Origin of the sequence: Acinetobacter sp. AS167 (assembly GCF_037152175.1) — a bacterium.
Classification (GTDB): domain Bacteria; phylum Pseudomonadota; class Gammaproteobacteria; order Pseudomonadales; family Moraxellaceae; genus Acinetobacter.
The window spans coordinates 171,741-189,071 of the sequence record NZ_JBBCMP010000007.1; the positions used below are offsets into that span (position 1 = coordinate 171,741).

Genomic DNA, 17,331 nt, shown 5'->3' on the forward strand with positions numbered 1-17,331 from the left:
CTATGAATTTGATTTATAAAAAGAAAGCTGATATCTGTTGAATGAGTTTTTATAATATTAATGCTTAGATTTTCTCGTCAGTATTAAATTACTCAAGCGATTGATAAATTGAGGGCTAATGGTAGAAAGTGTAAACATTACTTTAGTTTTTAAACCAACTGGACGATGTGTAGCAGTGAAAAGTGAGTCTTTGGCTTTAACTTGTGCAAGCACTTGCTCAGCAACATCTTGGGGTGTGAGGCTAACACCGATATTTTGAATCGCGCCTGCATCCATGTTTGTTACCATAGTCGTTTGGACAAACAGCGGCATAACATCCAGTACACGAATGCCATATTTTTGCCATTCGATATCTAATCCTTCGGTAATACCGCGTACCGCAAATTTACTGGCAGAATATGAGACTAAATCTGCTTGTCCATAAATGGCTGATGCTGAAGAAATATTGATAATACGCGCAAATTTTGCTTCTTTTAGATAGGGAAGTGCGGCGTGACAGCCATTTAAAACACCATTTACATTGATATTGATTGTTCGGTGGTGTGCACTAATTTCAGTTTTCTCAAAATCTCCAGAATAAAGGATGCCAGCATTATTCACTAAAATGTTAAGACCATTTGCCCATTGAGAAAACTCTTTAAGCGCTATTTGCCATTGTGCATAATCGCTCACATCTAATTTGCCAGCTTTGGCATTGTGACCTAATTGATCTGCTAAAATTTGAGCCTGAGCTTCATTGATATCATAAATACCAACTTGATAACCTTGTTGGTAGAATAGACGTGCGATCGCTGCCCCAATGCCTTGTGCAGCACCGCTTATGAATATGCTCTGACGCATTGCAGTATCCTTTTTAGTTTATTTTGATTGCAGTGAGTTGAACATAAAATATGCATAACAACAAGTGTTGTGCAGTCATTTCTTATTGATCTTAAAGGACATTAAATGCAACAGTTATTCGCCATTATGAAACAATTACGTGCAGAGTGCCCTTGGGATCGTGAACAGACCCCTGAAAGTTTAACGCGCTATGCGATCGAAGAGGCGTACGAGGTGGAAGAAGCTGTACGCTCTGGCGATGTTGATGAAATTAAAAATGAATTAGGGGATTTATTGTTACAAGTGGTTTTTCAATCACAGATGTACAGTGAGCAGGGTGCTTTTGATTTTAATGATGTTGTAGAAGCTATTTGTCAAAAATTGATACGTCGTCATCCGCATGTTTTCCAAAAAGAGCAGTTTGAGAATTTAACTCCTGAACAAGTGTCACTTTTGTGGCAGGAGATTAAACAACAAGAAAAACAGGGCAAACCTCAATTTCGGTTAGATGAGTTAAAGCATGGTCCTGCTTTGTCTCAGGCGGAAAACCTGCAAAAAAATGTTGCAAAAGTAGGATTTGATTTTACTGATGTGGCGCAGGCCTACGATAAAGTCAAAGAGGAACTGGCCGAGTTTGAAGAAGCCATGCAATCGGAAAAACCTGATGAAATTATGGATGAATTTGGTGATTGTTTATTTTCTTTAATTAATGTTGGGCGTAAACTAGGCATTTCAAGTGAGATGGCTCTTTTAGGAACCATTTATAAATTTAAATCTCGCTTTGCTTATATTGAAAATCAAATCAATTTTAAAAATAAAAGATTAGAAGATATATCTTTAGAAGAAATGGATCTTCTTTGGGATCAGGCAAAGCAACAATTAAAACCATAGGTTATCCATGAGTAATCATAATTTTTATTGTAATCGTGTAGTAAAGCTAATTAAATTGTCTTTTTTATTGGTGCTTTTAAGCTGCTCTTTCAGCTTATATGCGCAACAATTTGATCAAGCTTATTTAAAATGGAAAGCAGAACAACAAGCACATGATGAAAAAATAAACAAGATTGATGGTCACTATTATCTTTCGACACCGAATAACCAGACATCACAACCTAAGAATAGTGGTAACAATAACACATTGTCACGTGTTCAAAATTCAAATAGCTCAGGTATGAGAATTAGTTTAAATTCTGCAAATATTGAACAATTACAACAGTTAAAAGGTGTCGGAACAAAGAAAGCACAGGCGATTATTGATTATCGCAATCAGAACGGGAAGTTTAAAAGTATTGATGATTTAAAAAAGGTAAAGGGGATTGGGGCGAAATTTTTCGAGCAGAATCAAGCAAGACTTAGTTTGTGACGTGTTTAATGCTGTATGGATCGATGAATTATCAACATATATTAAATTCAAGTGAAGTTTGCGAGATTCAAATTGCCCTTTAGCTGTGTAAGCGATATCATTAGCACAATTATGATTTTTACGTCCTGACGTAGGAGACAGTGTCTTTTGCAAACTTTGCGTGCGTCAAAGTGTGGGTTATCCACCGCTCAATTACCTTCCTCCATTTTAGATGTTATTGATTCTTTAACTAAAGCTGGCTATGAAGCTTATATAGTCGGTGGTGGTGTACGTGATTTAATGCTTGGCTTAAATCCGAAAGACTATGATGCAGTGACCAATGCAACGCCTTCTCAGGTGAAAGAGGTATTTGGTCGTCGTTGCCGAATTATTGGGCGACGTTTTGAATTGGCACATGTGTATTCAGGTCGTGAATTGATTGAGGTGGCGACATTCCGTGCCCCACCGAAAAAAGCAATTACCTCTGCACAAGGAATGATTTTACGTGACAACAATTGGGGAACTATAGAGCAAGATTTTGCTCGACGTGATTTTTCCATCAATGCCATGTACTACCAACCAAGAAAAGGGGAAGTGCTCGATTTTTGTAATGCTATTGATGATATAAAAACCAAAACTTTAAGGTTATTGGGTGATCCAGGACTTCGTTTTGAAGAAGATCCCGTACGAATGTTGCGTACTTTACGTTTTGCTGCGAAGTTAAATTTTAGTATTGATCCTAAAATTTTAGACGTTTTTACCCAAGAGATGACACAGCTGCTGCGTGATGTTTCTCCGCACCGTTTATATGATGAGTCGCAAAAATTATTCACGATGGGACATTTACATCGTGTTATGCCTATGTTGATTGAATTTGGTATTTGGAAGCAATTATTTGCTGATATTAGTCCTGAAATTACTCAGTTTATTGAACGTGCTGCGAAAAATACCGATCAACGGATTCAAATGGGTAAAACCATTAATCCTGCTTTTTTCTATGCGGTATTGCTATGGAATAATTTCTTAGCGCGTTGTGATTTTTACCATGCTAAAGGGGTTGTTGCTGCAGAAGCACGAGCTCAAGCAGGTTTGGATGTGTTGAAACGTCAAGCGACTCGAACCATTATTCCCCGTTTTGCGGAAACCTTTATTCGTGAAGTTTGGGAAATGCAAAGCCGTTTGTTAAATCCAAAACCTCAACAGATTGAAGCACTTTCTGGTCATGCACGTTTCCGTGCAGGATTCGATTTCCTGTTGTTGAGAGAGAAGTCTGGTGATACTTCTACCAACGGTATGGGAGCATGGTGGGAAGCTTACCAAGATATGTCGACTGACGAGAAAGAGCGTGCAATTGGTAGCTATAATCGACAGCGTGCTAAGAGCCGTAAAAAAATTGCTGAAGTCGCACCAATTGAAGATGCAAAAGCTGCAGTTTCAACGCAAATTGAGCCATTGGTCAAAGAACAAGAATCTCGTAGTCGTCGTTCACGGAATAAGCCAAATTCAACATCATCTCATGATTTTAGAACACGAAATGATGCTCGAACAGCTGTAAACAAAGGTGAAATCACTGCTGATCATCCAATTACCAAGCGTAGACGAGTACAACGTGATTTGAACAGTGTGATTTTTGGACCCACCCAGTCATGATTAAAACCTACATTGGTTTAGGAAGTAATCTAGGAGATTCTGAGCAAATTCTACGAGCAGCTGTAGAAAAGCTTAGAAAATTTGGTGGTGTTACGGTTTCAAAGTTGTACCAAAGTCCCCCACTGGGGCCTCAAGATCAACCAAATTATCATAATGCGGTTGTAGAATTGCACACAGATTTAGCGCCATTGGCCTTGCTGGATGAGTTGCAACGCATTGAAAATGAATCAGGTCGAGTACGTTCACGTCATTGGGGTGAGCGTACTTTAGATCTAGATCTTTTGCTTTATGCTGAAAAAAACATTATAAATGAGCGGCTCACAGTACCGCATATTGGTATTTTAGAGCGTGATTTTGTAGTGATTCCATTGTTGGATCTCGATCCTGAGCTTCAAGTCAATGGACAATCATTGCAAAAGTTAGATTTCGTGCAACATTCAACCCTTAGCGTTTTAGCAGATCAGTCATGGGCTGATTAAAGGATTGAATGGGCAGAGGAACTCTCATTGATAGAGGAATATCGTCATGATTAGCCTAAGTGATTTAAGACAATTCAAAACTCAGGGACGTAAATTTTCATGCTTAACTTGCTATGATGCGAGTATGGCAAAAGGTATGGAAGTTGCTGAGATTGACACCATTTTAATTGGTGACTCTTTAGGGATGACAATCCAAGGGCATGATTCTACATTGCCTGTTACTGTTGCAGATATGGCGTATCATACTGCAGCTGTACGTCGTGCGAATCAACACGCATTTATCATGTGTGATTTACCTTTTCTGAGTTACGCAACGCTTAATGATGCGTTGCTTAATTCAAAAACCGTGATACAAGCGGGTGCTCAGATGGTGAAAATTGAGGGTGGTGAATGGCTGGCTGAAACTATACGAGTTTTGACACGAAATGGTGTACCTGTTTGTGTACATTTGGGCTTAACACCACAGTCGGTACATGTCTTTGGTGGCTATAAATTACAAGCGAAAACGCGTGAAGCGGCAGATCAATTAATTGCTGACTGTAAAGCTGTGGTAGACGCTGGTGCAGCTGTGTTATTGCTCGAATGTGTTCCTGCTCAAATGGGTAAAGAAATTACTGAATTATTCCCACACGTTCCTGTGATCGGTATTGGGGCTGGGGCAGATACTGATGGTCAAGTTCTTGTTGTGCAAGATATGCTTGGTTTGACTTTTGGTAAAGTGGCTCGCTTTGTACGCAATTTTATGAAAGAACAAGCAGGTGAATCTGCAATTGTAGATGCATTCAAGGCATATCATGTTGCTGTGCAAGAGAAATCGTTTCCTGCAAAAGAACATACTTTTCAAGTAGAGCTGTAGACATGAAAACAGAAACGACCATTCAAGGACTAACAGCATCACTTAATCCTGCTCGATCGGCACGTAAAATCATCGGTTTTGTACCAACGATGGGAAATCTACATCAGGGCCATTTAAACCTTGTTCGTGAAGCGCGTAAATTATGTGATGTGGTGGTGGTTAGTATTTTCGTGAATCCAATTCAGTTTGGACCCAATGAAGATTTTGATAACTATCCGCGTACACTTGAGCAAGACAGTAATTTACTTGCTGAAGTGGGGTGTGACATTGTTTTTGCACCGTCTGTTGAGCAAATGTATGGTAAATTCCCACGTTTAACAAATATTACTGTGGGTGAAATTACCAATGATTTGTGTGGCTTACAACGTCCAGGTCACTTTGATGGTGTTGCTGTTGTTGTCACCAAATTGTTTAATATTGTACAGCCGAACTTTGCATTTTTTGGACAGAAAGATTATCAACAATTGGCTGTGATTAAGCAGGTTGTTCGTGATTTGAATATGCCAATTGAAGTGATTGGTGTACCAATTGCACGTGCTGAAGATGGTTTGGCCTTAAGTTCGCGTAATGGTTACTTATCTGAACAAGAGCGTCAAATAGCTCCTGTTATTTTTAAGACCTTAACGACTGCTGAACAAGATTTACATGCAGGTAAAACACTTACAGATGTCTTGGCTCAAATTCGTGAAAGTTTAAATGATGCAGGGTTAATTGTGGATTATGTCGAAGCACGTAGTCTAGCGTTGCAAAAAGTTGAACAATTCGACCAAGATGTTGTATTGTTTGTTGCAGCGAAATTAGGCAAGACTCGTCTGATTGACAATTTACAAGTAAAACATTTTACATAAACTTTGCTTTTAGGATCGCGATGCCATGAAGCGCATACTTATCGTAACAGGACAGTCTGGTTCAGGTAAATCATCTGCTTTGCAGGTGCTTGAAGATTTGGGTTATTACTGTATCGATAATTTGCCTTTGGCATTGCTTCCTGAAATTGTTGAAAAGTTGGATAGAGAAAATAATTTAGAATTATTGGCACTGGGTGTCGATGTTCGAAGTGCAAAAGAAGATTTACAGGGTTTTGATCAAGTTTTTCAACAGTTACAAAAACATGGCAGCGTAGACGTTATTTATTTAACGACGCGTGATCAGGAATTGATTTCACGTTTTAGTGCATCTCGACGTCCTCATCCATTGTCAAACCGTTTTCAGAGTTTGAATGAATGTATTCAAGAAGAAAAAAATTTATTACTTCCGATTCAACTGCGAGCAACAGTACATATCGATACAACGGATAAAAGTGTACACGATTTAAAAGATACCTTATTGTCCAAACTTGGACAGTCCGATAAACTCATTTTAATTTTGCAATCTTTTGGTTATAAACATGGTATTCCATTAGATGCAGATTTTGTTTTTGATGTCAGGCATTTGCCAAATCCACATTGGGATTTAGAGTTACGTAAATATTCGGGTTTAGATGAACCAGTACGTAAATTTTTAGAAGCCAGTGAGCAAGCAAATGAGATGTATCAAGACATCTATCAGTTTTTAAATAAGTGGTTGCCTGCTTTTTCGGAAGGTCATCGTCACTATATTACAGTGTCAATTGGCTGTACGGGGGGACAACATCGTTCAGTTTATATTGTGGATAGGTTGAAAAAGGCTCTTGAGTCAAAATGGACTATTCAAGTATTACATAGAGAAATGAAGCACTGGTCATGATTGACACAACTGTTGACGTAATTAATAAATTAGGATTACATGCGCGTGCATCTGGAAAACTAATCGAAGTCACGACTAAATTTAAATGCTCTATTCAAATTGGTAAGGGTGACAAGTTAGTCGATGCCAAGAATATCCTTTCTTTACTTATGCTCGGAGCTGGTAAAGGAACCACCTTGCGTCTAGTGATTGATGGTGCAGATGAAGAAAAAGCTTTGTCTGAAGTTCAAGCACTGTTCGCAGATAAATTTTACGAGGCAGAATAATCGTGGCACGTCGTCCGCAACGTTTTACTGAAGATGATTTTGAATCTTTAGAAGGGCGTGCAAGTAAAACCGAACAGAAAAAAGCTGTACAACGTATGGCTGCTTTAGGTGAACAACTCGCAGAGTTGTCGAAGAAACAAATTGAATCTTTACCTGTTGAAGATCGGTTGATAGAGGCTTTGCTTGATGTGCAATTGATCACATCTTTTGAAGCACGTCGCCGTCAATTTCAACGGATTGGTAAGCTTTTGCGTAATGAAGATGAAGCCATCATTTTGTCTTATTTAACCCCTAAGCAAGGGATTAAAAAGTTGGCGCAATTGGATCGTTGGGTGGATCGAATGATTGAGCAGCGTGACCCTGCAATTAAAGAATTCTGTAAATCTTATAATGCTGCTGAAAGTCATTCTTTACGTCAGCATGTATTGCGTATTCATCGGGATATCACCCGTCAAGCCACCGCTGAAGAATTAGCGGCTTCTAAACTTAAGTTATTAAATTATGCCCAACAAGTGGCTTTGATTTCGGATAATTCCAAGTAAATTATTGTGACAAATAAAAAACGACCCAACAGGGTCGTTTTTTATATTTAGCCAAGATATGAATTAAACTTTTGATGGTATCATGGGAATGTTATCGCCTGATTTAAACTCTGGCTGGAATTTAACAACACATTTACCATCGATGATTTTATCATCCAGTTTTACTTGGATTGCCTTACCATCAGTCTGGCCTGCACATGATTTTTGAATCGCATCCCACTTCGCTTTACGTTCTGCACGTTTTTGGGCAAATTCTTGCTTAATTTGAGCACGTTGTTCTTCGGTCATGTCTTTCATACGGGGTCCGTCATGACGCATCATATGACCACGTTGTTCTCCATCACGACGGAAATCCTGATTCATCTCTTTCATCGCCTTGTGATCAGGCTTGAATACGATATTACATGTACCATTAATATTTTGCTGACCTGCTGTCACCTGAACCGTTTGACCAATTGCTTTGCCATCACAGGCTTTTTGCATTTGTTGGCGTAACGCTTTATGTTGAGCACGTTTCTGTTTCATTTCTTCACGTTGTTCAGGTGACATTTTATGATGCCCACCATGCATCATCGGGTGGCCCTCTTTTGGACCTGGATTAGATTGACAGGCAGTCAAAGCCCCTACAGTTAAAATACTTGCCGATACCAGTGCGATTTTTGTCATAGCTTTCATTGTTACTACTCCAATGAATATTTTGTGTTGTGTTCTGTTGATACCGTAAAGATTAAATAATAATGATGTAGAAACAATGGAGAGAATTTTGAACAACTGTTGGGTACAATGTTGAAATGAGAAGAAAAACGTGAGATCAGTTTTGAAAATACGTCGAGTCCCCATTGCACTGCGCTTATTTCTCACCGTTTTATTGACGACATTAGTCATTACAACGGTGAGCTTAAGTGTTTTGCACTGGACCATGCAAAAGAATTTTGCCAAATATGTCGCAGATGTCGAAATGCAAAAACTTGATCATCTGATAGAAAATTTGGCAGATGTATATGGGGTCTATCAAGACTGGGGTAATGCGGTTCAAGCACAGATTTTACAAATTGAAGGCGATGCTGCTCCTGATGATTATGATAAGTTGTCACGCTGGTGGCTACGTCGTCAATATGATATTGCTTTACAACAGCGCTATTTTAAAGAACATACGATAGTAGCGACTTTGGGACAAACAGATGGTGCAGTTCATAAGTCTCAGCTGGATCAAGAAGAACTAAAAATTCTTGAAGAGAATTTACCCTCAGCTTATCAGCCATTTGAAGGTTTGAAGTTTCCACTGAGCTCAAATCAAAATTTATTTAGACCCTCTGATCGTAAAGGAAAAAAATCATCTATAGACAAAGGACATCTTTCAGCGGGTCGTGAAGAAGCAGCTTCAGCACCTAAAGAAACGTCAACGAGAGATTCAATGCGGACTGTAAATCCACAGAATGGCAAAAAGATATTTGTATCATTGCCTGACCGCTTAGGACTCAGTTCACGCCTTTCATTATATGATGCAAAACAACAGTTTATTTTGGGTGAACCTTCTGATGATCAGGTTTCTTATCGTCCGATTTTGGTCAATGATCAGGTGGTAGGGTATCTAGGTTTAAAACCAGTTTTAGATCAGGATGATGCATTGAGTATTAACTTTTTTAGTAATCAAAAACGTTATTTAGTACTGATCTATATCTTCACATTCTTATCAAGCTTAGTTGCAGCCTTGTTATTGGCGACTTATTTTAAAACACCGATTCAACGTTTATTGAACGCAACTCGTGAATTAACCAAAGGTAACTACCAGCATCAAGTGGTGATTAACCGCAATGATGAATTAGGAGACTTGTCTACTGAGTTAAATCAGTTGGCTGTCATTCTCGACCAGCATGAAACATCACGCCGTCAATGGGTTGCAGATACTTCACATGAGTTAAAAACACCATTGGCAGTATTGCAGGCACAAATTGAAGCCATGCAAGATGGGATTCGAAAGCCCACACCTGAACATTTTGAAGCGATGTTACGTCAAGTCACAAGCTTGAAAAAATTGACACAGGATCTAGCGGATTTAGCCCAAGCTGAAGCACAACAATTGAAATGCTACTTTGCAGAAGTTGATCCTTGGTCCGTCATTTTACAGGAAATAGAGAATTTTAAACCTAAATTTGAACAGGCTGATTTAACAATTTCAGCCAGAGGTGAGGGGGCAAAATTACAATTAGATATAGATCGTTTTAAGCAAATTATGGTCAACTTACTTGGAAATAGTATTCGTTATACTGAAGCAGGCGGTGAAGTTCAAGTCCATACAGAGCAAGATGCAGATTCATGGAGTGTGATCGTAGATGATAGCCCATTGGGTCTGAGTGATGAACAGATTGCACGCTTGGGAGAACGCTTCTATCGTGTGGATAATTCACGTACACGTAGTACAGGTGGTACAGGATTGGGCTTGGCTTTATCAGGTAAAATTGCACAAACACTCGGTGGTCAGCTTACTTTTGATCATTCGCCATTAGGCGGTTTGCGTTGCAAACTGACATTTTCAAAACATACTAAATTTTAAAAGGAATAGTACAACATGAAGCATATCATGCTGGTAGAGGATGAAGTTGAACTTGCGCAATTGGTGCGGGATTATCTAGAAGCAGCGGGCTTTGAAGTCAGTATGTTTCATGATGGTCAAGAAGCTTATGACAGCTTCCTGCAACGTAAGCCGAGTTTAATGGTATTGGATTTGATGGTCCCGCGTATGGATGGTTTGACCATTTGCCGTAAAGTGCGTGAGCAAACCGACTTACCGATTATCATGGTGACTGCACGAACAGAAGAAATCGATCGTGTCTTGGGTTTAAATATGGGAGCAGATGACTATGTCTGTAAACCTTTTAGCCCAAAAGAGTTGGTGGCTCGTGTACAAGCGGTATTACGCCGTTTAGAACGTAAAGCTGAACCTGAAGCCAATGACTTATTTCGTATTGATAAAGCACAACAACGTATCTGGTATCAACAAAAATCGTTGAATTTAACGCCAACTGAATTCCGCCTTTTAGAGCTTTTCCTCGAACATTTGGGACAAGTCTATTCTAGAGCGCAACTTTTAGACCATATCAACCCAGATAGTTTTGATGTTGCTGACCGTGTTATTGATAGTCATATCAAGAACTTACGTCGTAAAATATCTGAGGCTGCTGAAACTGGAAATCGTCATGAATGGGTACAAGCTGTTTATGGCGTAGGCTACCGTTTTGAATATCCAGAAGATTAAGTTTTCAACATTTTAAGTTCACCATTGTGGATAAACACAGGTTTATCCACAGATATTGTGGGTAAATGTTTATAAATGTAAAAATTTATGTTTGAAAAATAAGCATATAACTTATGGTTATCGATAGATTCTGACTTGACTGAATCAGGTATAGACAGGTCTGTTGATCTAAACCTGTAATTCAAAGCTACTATCAAATGCAGTTATCAAAAGACCGCTAATTATTTAATCTGTTGATAAACCGCCAATACCTGCTTTTGAGCTTTGGTTAGACTCTTGGCCACTAGCTCATAAGAGCCTTCAACTAAGTCTTGAATCAAATCAGCACTGATCTGTTCACCTTCATAGACTGAAATCCAATGACGTTTATTCATATGATAGCCCATCTGAATCGAGGGGTAGAGATCTCTTAACATTTCGCCATGATCAGGTTCAACTTTTAAATTAATTAGTTTTTTGCCATGCAGTTCAGAGCCTAACATAAACATTTTTCCCACCACCTTAAAAACAGGAATATCCTCACCAAAAGGGTAGCTAAGTTCGGATTTAGGCAAATCTGATGCAATCTTAAATGCTAAAGTTCGGATTTCTTCACCTGTCATCACTGTCTCTTTTTAAAATATTCTTTATGAATAAATGCTAATCACTGTTCCATCATCGACCAGCTTCCAAATTTCATCCATATCTATATTTCTAACGGCAATACACCCCCATGTCCAGTCATTTCTAGGTAAGTACGTCATTAAACTAGGGAGTTTTTCCATTTGTGAGCGTGTTGCTGAACCATGAATCATAATGTCGCCACCAGGAGAAACGCCGAGTTGGTTGGCTTTAGATTTATCCTGTTGGTTTGGATAGGACACATGCAGCGATTTATAAAATGCACTATTAGGATTACGCCAATCTAAAATATAACGACCTTCAGGGGTTTTTCCATCACCCTCTTTAACCTTATGTCCAATAGGATCAAAACCTAAGCGCATTGGATATGTTCGTATGTCTTGATCATGATGCATGAGTTTAACAATACGATCTGATTTATAAACTTTAACTTCGGTGATTGGCGTGTCTTGACGGAGACGTTGAATGTCTTGCTCAGATAAATTCTGCACGTGTATGGCAGCATTTGCCGTTGGAATAAATTGATTATATTTTTGATAAGTCCAGACACTTGCTATAGCTATAGCCAAAAGAATCAAGCATGGAATGAGGTATTTTTTATTCATTTTAGAATACTAATGTTGTAAAACCCTGTATTGCCTAAATTTTATTCACTCTAAAGACAAAAGCTGTAGTTAATTTGTGATTATGGATTTATCCTGTGGATAAACACAAGTTTATCCACAGAAATTGTGGGTAACTATGATGAGTCAGATCAAAGAAAGTGATTCGGCAATTTATTTGATCAAGACGAACAACTCACCATTACTTCAGGAACATCACTTGGTAAAGGTGCTAAGTCTTTGGCTGTTTCTAAATCCCTTTGTTTGGTAAAGGGCTGACCAAGCAATTTAAATAGACGATCAACCTCAGAAAAATCATCACGTTCAGCCTGTTCAATGGCTGTTTGTAGCATATGATTTCTTAAAATATAGACTGGATTGGCCTTTTTCATTTCCGCATCAAGTACATCAATATCTTGCTGCTCACGAATACTGTGATATTGCGTCAAGAAGCTTTCAAATTGAAAGCGATCTAGGCAATCATCTTTAATAGCTTCATATTCTTTATTCTGTAAGCGAAGAAAACTGTTGGTATAGTCGAGTTGCTCACTTTGTAGAATTCTTAAAAATGCCATACCGCAATCAAAACTATCTTTATGGAAGGCAGGTAGTCCAAGTTTTTGGCATAGCCCATGGGTATAATGTTCTAGAAAGGTCGGTTCAAAATGCTCTAAACATTTGACGAGGTCTTGCTTAAATTGTTCTTTATTTTCTGCTTGTGCTAGTGGAATTAAATTGTTTAACCAATTCCATAAGTTCCAATGTGCAATACTCGGTTGGTTTTGGTAGGTATAACGGCCATTGTAATCACTATGATTGTTGATCCAATTGGGACGGAAACGCTCCATAAAACCATAAGGGCCAAAATCAAGGGTAGAACCTGTAATATTGAGATTATCCGTATTCATAACACCATGAGCAAAACCCACCAATTGCCATTTGGCGATCATGATCGCAGTGTTTTGCATCACTTGCGTTGCAAATGCTAAAACAGTGTCTTCAAACTTTTGTTGTTCAGTACTCAAACATTGTGGATAGTGCCATTCAATACATTTTTGGGTAAATTCAGTGAGTAACTCAGGCTGATATTGATTGATCCATTCAAAATGCCCTAAACGGATGTGGCAATCCGAAGTGCGTAACATCATTGCACCAAGTTCAAGTTTTTCTCGTTGTACGCCTTGGGTTGAAGAGGTAAAGCCTACGGAATTGCTTGAAGGAACCCCCAGTGCATTGAGTGCATGACCCGCTAGATATTCACGAATCACAGAACGTAATACAGCACGTCCGTCTCCCATACGAGAGTAGGGAGTTGAGCCTGCGCCTTTTAAATGGAGGTCAATGGTTTGACCTTGTTGATTTAAAATTTGCGCTATCAATAGGCCACGCCCATCCCCCAATTGACCTGCCCATTGTCCAAATTGATGCCCTGCATAAACCATGGCAAGGGGATGAAATTCAGGAAAGGTTTTTTGCCCGCTACAAATCTTGACCCATTGGGTCTTTTCATCTTCAGACCATTGTAATTCATCCGCAAGTGCAGCATTAAAATGCCCAGCCTTTGCACCTTTCAGTGGGCTAGGCATTTGCTCATGATAGAGCTTTGAATCGAGAAATGGGTAACGTGGGGCAAATTGCATAGCGATCGGTCACAATGGTTTCACTTGTCCTCTCAATATAGCAAAGTTTTAAGCTGTTGAGATAATGTCGACTGTTTTAGTCGACAATAAATAGCTTTGCACCAAATGCGGTGGAAGAACGATGCGCTTCAGCTTGGTCTGCAACTTGATAACTCATCCCTGCTTTTAAGGTAAAGGTACGTCCATCATCGAGTTCAGTGTCCAATTCACCTTCTAAGCAAAACAGGATATGACCTTTAAGACACCAGTGGTCAGCCAAATAATCTACAGAATATTCGACCATTCGCACTCGAATATTATCAAATTGTTGTGTGCGCCAAAGCGCAAAACCTTGCTCACCCTCATGACGCGTTGTTGGAACTTCTGACCAGTTGGTAATGCCAAAGGGGATGTTATTAATTTGCATACTATTTTCTCTCAATATTATCAGTAGGAATGTCTGTAAAAACTGGATAAAAGAAAAGCCCCTTTCGGAGCTTTGCTTTTGATGTGTATTGAGAGTTAAGAAACAACGTTCTTTTTGATTCCACGCATCAATGTTTCTAAACGTTCACGATGGAAAGCAAGTTTCTGTTCGACCAATTGGAAATCAACTTTGAGTTTGACATCCATTTGGTGAATTTTCTCAGCAACAGATGCTTTTTTCGCTTGTAGCTCTTGTTCTTTTAACGCAGCCCAATCATTTAATGTATTGGTGAATGCTTCATATTCTTGCGATACTTTTTGTTTCATCGCGATAATATCTGCATTGACGTTATGACCATAAATCGCTAAATCCTGTTCAGCATATTTAAATCTCATCGCCAATTCCGCTTTTTTGATATTAAAGCTTGGGATACGACGTAGGTTCTTGGCTAAACCGATTTTAGAGCAGGACCAAATCAACCATTTTGTTGGATCATATTGCCACCATTTCACACCATTACGATAATCGTATTGGAAAATATGGTGATAGTTATGATAACCCTCGCCCCATGTTGCAATGGCAAGAACAAAGTTATCTCGTGCAGTATTTTCGTCAGTATAAGGACGTTTGCCCCACATATGACAGAGTGAGTTGATAAAGAATGTTACATGGTGGCTAATAATTAAGCGGAGTAAACCACCTAAGAGTAGTACACCCCACATGTCACCTACAGCCCACCCCAGAGGAACTAAAATCGCAGCATGTACGACAATAACAAGTGGGACATAATACTTGTCTTGGAACATAACCACTTTGTCATTCAACAAATCAGGTGCATTTTTATAATTTGATTCAGAAGCGGGATAGTTACGTAACATCCAGCCAATATGAGCATACCAAAAACCATTGTTAATCGAATACGGATCTTGATCCACATCATCCACATGGCGGTGATGTGTACGGTGACCAGAAGCCCAGAACAAAATACTGTTTTGAACAGCAAAAGTTCCCATGATCATCAAAATGATTTTAAGTGGTAAAGTCGCTTCGTATGCACGATGTGCCCACAAGCGATGATAACCTGCAGTAATACCTAAACTACTGAGACCGAGTAAAACGAATAAACTAATCCAAGCTGCCGCACTAAAATCATGGTGGTAGGCATATAAAGGGATCGCAATTACTGCCACAAGGGGTAAAAACACCAAGGCAAAAACACCGATCCAATTTATTGGGGCTTTGGGTAGGGGAGCATTCATCTCCAACAGCACTCCTAAGAACCTTTATCAGGTAAAGTTAAACGCATAGCTTCAGCATTTTTCTAGGCTATACTTTCACAGATATTATCATGGGCGAACATGTGTTCACTAGTATTAGTGTACATCTGTATTGTATAAAACAGTAACAGAATAAAACATGAATTCTAGCGGTTTGATCGAAAAAAATGAATGGTTAAAACGTCGTATTTAAATGTCAAAATAGTGTAAGAATTTTTCTGTCTTATCCAATTTGATTTTTAAGGGTTTAGACGCTTGATTCTCAAGTTAAATTTTAATTTTTGAAACCCTCTAAAGTTCAAAATAAAATTCTACTTTATTGTGTTATTAAATGGATTTGAGTTATTGAATTTGTGCTAAGGCAAGCTGCATCATTTTGGGGAAATCTGTAATTAATCCATTGATCCCCAAATCTCTTAAATGCTTAGCGCGCTCAATATCATTGACGGTCCAAACACTGATGTCCAAACCTGCACGCTGGGTTGCTTGAATGAGCTCATCTGTTGCCAATTGATTCATCCATCCAATCTGGCAGCATCCCAGTTGTAATGCTTGTTCGATTGCACGTTGTTGGATGTCATCTTCAATCAGTAGACCACGTTTAAAACTTGAGTTTTGCTGTTGTAAGGCTTGATGTATTTTTAAATCAAAACTGGTAATCGCCGCAACATTTTCAAAACTTTGCAGTTGTTTTTGTAATTCGATGATGAGTTTTTCAGCGTGTTGCAATGTTTCTACAGCTTTCACTTCAACTTCAATATGCTCAAAGTCCTGCATAACCTTTAGGCTTTGGCTTAAGGTTGGGGTAATTTGTTTTTCCCAATCCATCCAGATATTGGCTTGGTTATAGGCCGCTAATTCAGCGCTGTTTAAATCATACAGTGCTTGATCTATTCCAGTTGTTCTTAAAAAATTATCATCATGCATGATAATGAGTTCATCATCTTTTAATTGTCGAACATCGAATTCAACTGCACGGATACCTAAATCGTGAATATATTGAAATCCAGCTAAGGTATTTTCAGGTGCTTCACCACGTGCGCCACGATGTCCGATAATTCTCATAATGAACTCACATACTCATTTTCATCTGTCTGGTAATCGTTTAAGTCTTACTTTTAGCAATAACTTGACTTTATCATACTGTTAAAAAATTACTTTTAGACAGTGATTTATCGTTAAATCGTGTCATTAATGTTCTTTTGCCAAAGTACTTCACTACCACCTTCTGCGCGTTGTAAGGTGCGTGAAGCAACAAAAAACCAGTCGGATAATCTGTTGATTAATTGTAGAGTAGTTGCTTGAATATTTTGATCACGACTGTGTACAGTCATTAAGCTACGTTCTGCACGACGACATACAGCACGTGCTTGATGTGCATAACTACATGCTAAAGTTCCAGAGGGTAGAATAAAGTCTTTGAGCATTGGTAAGTCTTCATTCATTTTGTCGATTTCCTTTTCAAGAAATTCAACACAAACAGGTTGGAGTAAGTTGTAGTTGGGAATACAGACTTCACCACCCAAATCAAATAGCCAGTGTTGAATCAAGCTCAGTGATTTATCCCAATGGGCTTTATCAACGATGTTACTCATTGAAATTTGTGAACGTAATACACCAACAATAGAATTTAGTTCATCTACATCACCGAGAGCGGTAATACGTAAGTCATCTTTCGCTACGCGAGAACCGTCTCCTAATCCTGTGGTGCCTGAATCGCCTGTACGGGTATAAATTTTACTTAAACGATGTCCCATAATTTTGTCCTAGATAAAAATGAAAAGATAAACAATAAAAAAGGATAATGTCGGTCAAAACATTATCCATAAACTGCGCTGTTTTAGATATTT

General features: G+C 38.8%; 20 protein-coding genes. 11 read left to right on the plus strand and 9 right to left on the minus strand.

The window, feature by feature from the left end:
• Nucleotides 1–57 precede the first annotated feature (57 nt).
• Nucleotides 58–840, minus strand: coding sequence for an SDR family oxidoreductase (locus tag WFN33_RS13385; protein ID WP_336953570.1), 783 nt, complete (start codon nt 838–840; stop codon nt 58–60).
• Between the two features lie 105 nt (nt 841–945).
• On the opposite strand from WFN33_RS13385, the gene mazG reads away from it, so the two are divergent.
• From mazG to yjgA, 9 genes are all read left to right on the plus strand, one after another.
• Nucleotides 946–1,710 carry a nucleoside triphosphate pyrophosphohydrolase gene (mazG, locus tag WFN33_RS13390; RefSeq protein ID WP_336953571.1) on the plus strand — a complete coding sequence of 255 codons (765 nt, stop codon included), beginning with the start codon at nt 946–948 and terminating at the stop codon, nt 1,708–1,710.
• Nucleotides 1,711–1,717: 7 nt separating this feature from the next.
• Nucleotides 1,718–2,182, plus strand: coding sequence for a ComEA family DNA-binding protein (locus WFN33_RS13395; RefSeq protein WP_336953572.1), 465 nt, complete (start codon nt 1,718–1,720; stop codon nt 2,180–2,182).
• 147 nt (nt 2,183–2,329) lie between these two features.
• A complete protein-coding gene (gene pcnB, locus WFN33_RS13400) occupies nt 2,330–3,811 on the plus strand; it encodes a polynucleotide adenylyltransferase PcnB (RefSeq protein ID WP_336953573.1) in 1,482 nt (493 codons plus the stop codon).
• Nucleotides 3,808–4,290, plus strand: a complete 483-nt coding sequence (gene folK / locus WFN33_RS13405) for a 2-amino-4-hydroxy-6-hydroxymethyldihydropteridine diphosphokinase (protein ID WP_336953574.1) — start codon at nt 3,808–3,810, stop codon at nt 4,288–4,290. The genes pcnB and folK overlap by 4 nt, the downstream gene beginning before the upstream one ends.
• A 46-nt stretch (nt 4,291–4,336) precedes the next feature.
• On the plus strand, nt 4,337–5,146 hold the full coding sequence (panB, locus tag WFN33_RS13410) for a 3-methyl-2-oxobutanoate hydroxymethyltransferase (RefSeq protein ID WP_336953575.1): 810 nt from the start codon (nt 4,337–4,339) through the stop codon (nt 5,144–5,146).
• Between the two features lie 2 nt (nt 5,147–5,148).
• Nucleotides 5,149–5,994, plus strand: coding sequence for a pantoate--beta-alanine ligase (gene panC / locus WFN33_RS13415; protein ID WP_336953576.1), 846 nt, complete (start codon nt 5,149–5,151; stop codon nt 5,992–5,994).
• Nucleotides 5,995–6,019: 25 nt separating this feature from the next.
• Nucleotides 6,020–6,871: an RNase adapter RapZ gene (gene rapZ, locus WFN33_RS13420; protein ID WP_004725931.1), complete on the plus strand. Its 852-nt coding sequence runs from the start codon at nt 6,020–6,022 to the stop codon at nt 6,869–6,871.
• Entirely contained in the window at nt 6,868–7,137 is a 270-nt protein-coding gene (locus WFN33_RS13425) for an HPr family phosphocarrier protein (protein ID WP_004725933.1), read from the plus strand. The genes rapZ and WFN33_RS13425 overlap by 4 nt, the downstream gene beginning before the upstream one ends.
• A 2-nt stretch (nt 7,138–7,139) precedes the next feature.
• Nucleotides 7,140–7,679 carry a ribosome biogenesis factor YjgA gene (gene yjgA / locus WFN33_RS13430; RefSeq protein ID WP_004725935.1) on the plus strand — a complete coding sequence of 180 codons (540 nt, stop codon included), beginning with the start codon at nt 7,140–7,142 and terminating at the stop codon, nt 7,677–7,679.
• A 63-nt stretch (nt 7,680–7,742) separates the two neighbouring features.
• On the opposite strand, the gene WFN33_RS13435 is transcribed toward yjgA, so the two are convergent.
• A complete protein-coding gene (locus WFN33_RS13435) occupies nt 7,743–8,354 on the minus strand; it encodes a hypothetical protein (protein ID WP_336953577.1) in 612 nt (203 codons plus the stop codon).
• 142 nt (nt 8,355–8,496) lie between these two features.
• On the opposite strand from WFN33_RS13435, the gene baeS reads away from it, so the two are divergent.
• Both baeS and WFN33_RS13445 read left to right on the plus strand, forming a co-directional pair.
• A complete protein-coding gene (baeS, locus tag WFN33_RS13440; RefSeq protein ID WP_336953578.1) occupies nt 8,497–10,233 on the plus strand; it encodes a sensor histidine kinase efflux regulator BaeS in 1,737 nt (578 codons plus the stop codon).
• A gap of 15 nt (nt 10,234–10,248) precedes the next feature.
• Nucleotides 10,249–10,935, plus strand: a complete 687-nt coding sequence (locus WFN33_RS13445; protein WP_004725942.1) for a response regulator — start codon at nt 10,249–10,251, stop codon at nt 10,933–10,935.
• A 221-nt stretch (nt 10,936–11,156) separates the two neighbouring features.
• Here WFN33_RS13445 and WFN33_RS13450 read toward each other — a convergent pair whose 3' ends face one another.
• The 7 genes from WFN33_RS13450 to WFN33_RS13480 form a co-directional block, all read right to left on the minus strand.
• Nucleotides 11,157–11,537: an MmcQ/YjbR family DNA-binding protein gene (locus tag WFN33_RS13450; RefSeq protein WP_336953579.1), complete on the minus strand. Its 381-nt coding sequence runs from the start codon at nt 11,535–11,537 to the stop codon at nt 11,157–11,159.
• A 24-nt stretch (nt 11,538–11,561) separates the two neighbouring features.
• The gene (locus WFN33_RS13455; RefSeq protein WP_336953580.1) at nt 11,562–12,161 is read right to left on the minus strand and encodes a L,D-transpeptidase family protein; all 600 of its coding nucleotides are present in this window, start codon (nt 12,159–12,161) and stop codon (nt 11,562–11,564) included.
• A 179-nt stretch (nt 12,162–12,340) separates the two neighbouring features.
• The gene (locus WFN33_RS13460; protein WP_336953581.1) at nt 12,341–13,798 is read right to left on the minus strand and encodes a protein adenylyltransferase SelO; all 1,458 of its coding nucleotides are present in this window, start codon (nt 13,796–13,798) and stop codon (nt 12,341–12,343) included.
• 76 nt (nt 13,799–13,874) lie between these two features.
• The gene (locus tag WFN33_RS13465; protein ID WP_336953582.1) at nt 13,875–14,204 is read right to left on the minus strand and encodes a DHCW motif cupin fold protein; all 330 of its coding nucleotides are present in this window, start codon (nt 14,202–14,204) and stop codon (nt 13,875–13,877) included.
• A 95-nt stretch (nt 14,205–14,299) separates the two neighbouring features.
• Nucleotides 14,300–15,463 carry an acyl-CoA desaturase gene (locus tag WFN33_RS13470; RefSeq protein ID WP_336953583.1) on the minus strand — a complete coding sequence of 388 codons (1,164 nt, stop codon included), beginning with the start codon at nt 15,461–15,463 and terminating at the stop codon, nt 14,300–14,302.
• Nucleotides 15,464–15,823: 360 nt separating this feature from the next.
• Nucleotides 15,824–16,546, minus strand: coding sequence for a glycerophosphodiester phosphodiesterase (locus tag WFN33_RS13475; RefSeq protein ID WP_336953584.1), 723 nt, complete (start codon nt 16,544–16,546; stop codon nt 15,824–15,826).
• A 113-nt stretch (nt 16,547–16,659) separates the two neighbouring features.
• A complete protein-coding gene (locus tag WFN33_RS13480) occupies nt 16,660–17,238 on the minus strand; it encodes a cob(I)yrinic acid a,c-diamide adenosyltransferase (RefSeq protein ID WP_336953585.1) in 579 nt (192 codons plus the stop codon).
• Between the last annotated feature and the right edge of the window lie 93 nt (nt 17,239–17,331).

Coding starts and splice junctions, on each gene's coding strand:
- WFN33_RS13385 (WP_336953570.1), bottom strand. CDS start 840: ATGCGTCAGAGCATATTCATAAGCGGTGCTGCACAAGGCATTGGGGCA.
- mazG (WP_336953571.1), top strand. CDS start 946: ATGCAACAGTTATTCGCCATTATGAAACAATTACGTGCAGAGTGCCCT.
- WFN33_RS13395 (WP_336953572.1), top strand. CDS start 1,718: ATGAGTAATCATAATTTTTATTGTAATCGTGTAGTAAAGCTAATTAAA.
- folK (WP_336953574.1), top strand. CDS start 3,808: ATGATTAAAACCTACATTGGTTTAGGAAGTAATCTAGGAGATTCTGAG.
- panB (WP_336953575.1), top strand. CDS start 4,337: ATGATTAGCCTAAGTGATTTAAGACAATTCAAAACTCAGGGACGTAAA.
- panC (WP_336953576.1), top strand. CDS start 5,149: ATGAAAACAGAAACGACCATTCAAGGACTAACAGCATCACTTAATCCT.
- rapZ (WP_004725931.1), top strand. CDS start 6,020: ATGAAGCGCATACTTATCGTAACAGGACAGTCTGGTTCAGGTAAATCA.
- WFN33_RS13425 (WP_004725933.1), top strand. CDS start 6,868: ATGATTGACACAACTGTTGACGTAATTAATAAATTAGGATTACATGCG.
- WFN33_RS13435 (WP_336953577.1), bottom strand. CDS start 8,354: ATGAAAGCTATGACAAAAATCGCACTGGTATCGGCAAGTATTTTAACT.
- WFN33_RS13445 (WP_004725942.1), top strand. CDS start 10,249: ATGAAGCATATCATGCTGGTAGAGGATGAAGTTGAACTTGCGCAATTG.
- WFN33_RS13450 (WP_336953579.1), bottom strand. CDS start 11,537: ATGACAGGTGAAGAAATCCGAACTTTAGCATTTAAGATTGCATCAGAT.
- WFN33_RS13455 (WP_336953580.1), bottom strand. CDS start 12,161: ATGAATAAAAAATACCTCATTCCATGCTTGATTCTTTTGGCTATAGCT.
- WFN33_RS13460 (WP_336953581.1), bottom strand. CDS start 13,798: ATGCAATTTGCCCCACGTTACCCATTTCTCGATTCAAAGCTCTATCAT.
- WFN33_RS13465 (WP_336953582.1), bottom strand. CDS start 14,204: ATGCAAATTAATAACATCCCCTTTGGCATTACCAACTGGTCAGAAGTT.
- WFN33_RS13470 (WP_336953583.1), bottom strand. CDS start 15,463: ATGAATGCTCCCCTACCCAAAGCCCCAATAAATTGGATCGGTGTTTTT.
- WFN33_RS13475 (WP_336953584.1), bottom strand. CDS start 16,546: ATGAGAATTATCGGACATCGTGGCGCACGTGGTGAAGCACCTGAAAAT.
- WFN33_RS13480 (WP_336953585.1), bottom strand. CDS start 17,238: ATGGGACATCGTTTAAGTAAAATTTATACCCGTACAGGCGATTCAGGC.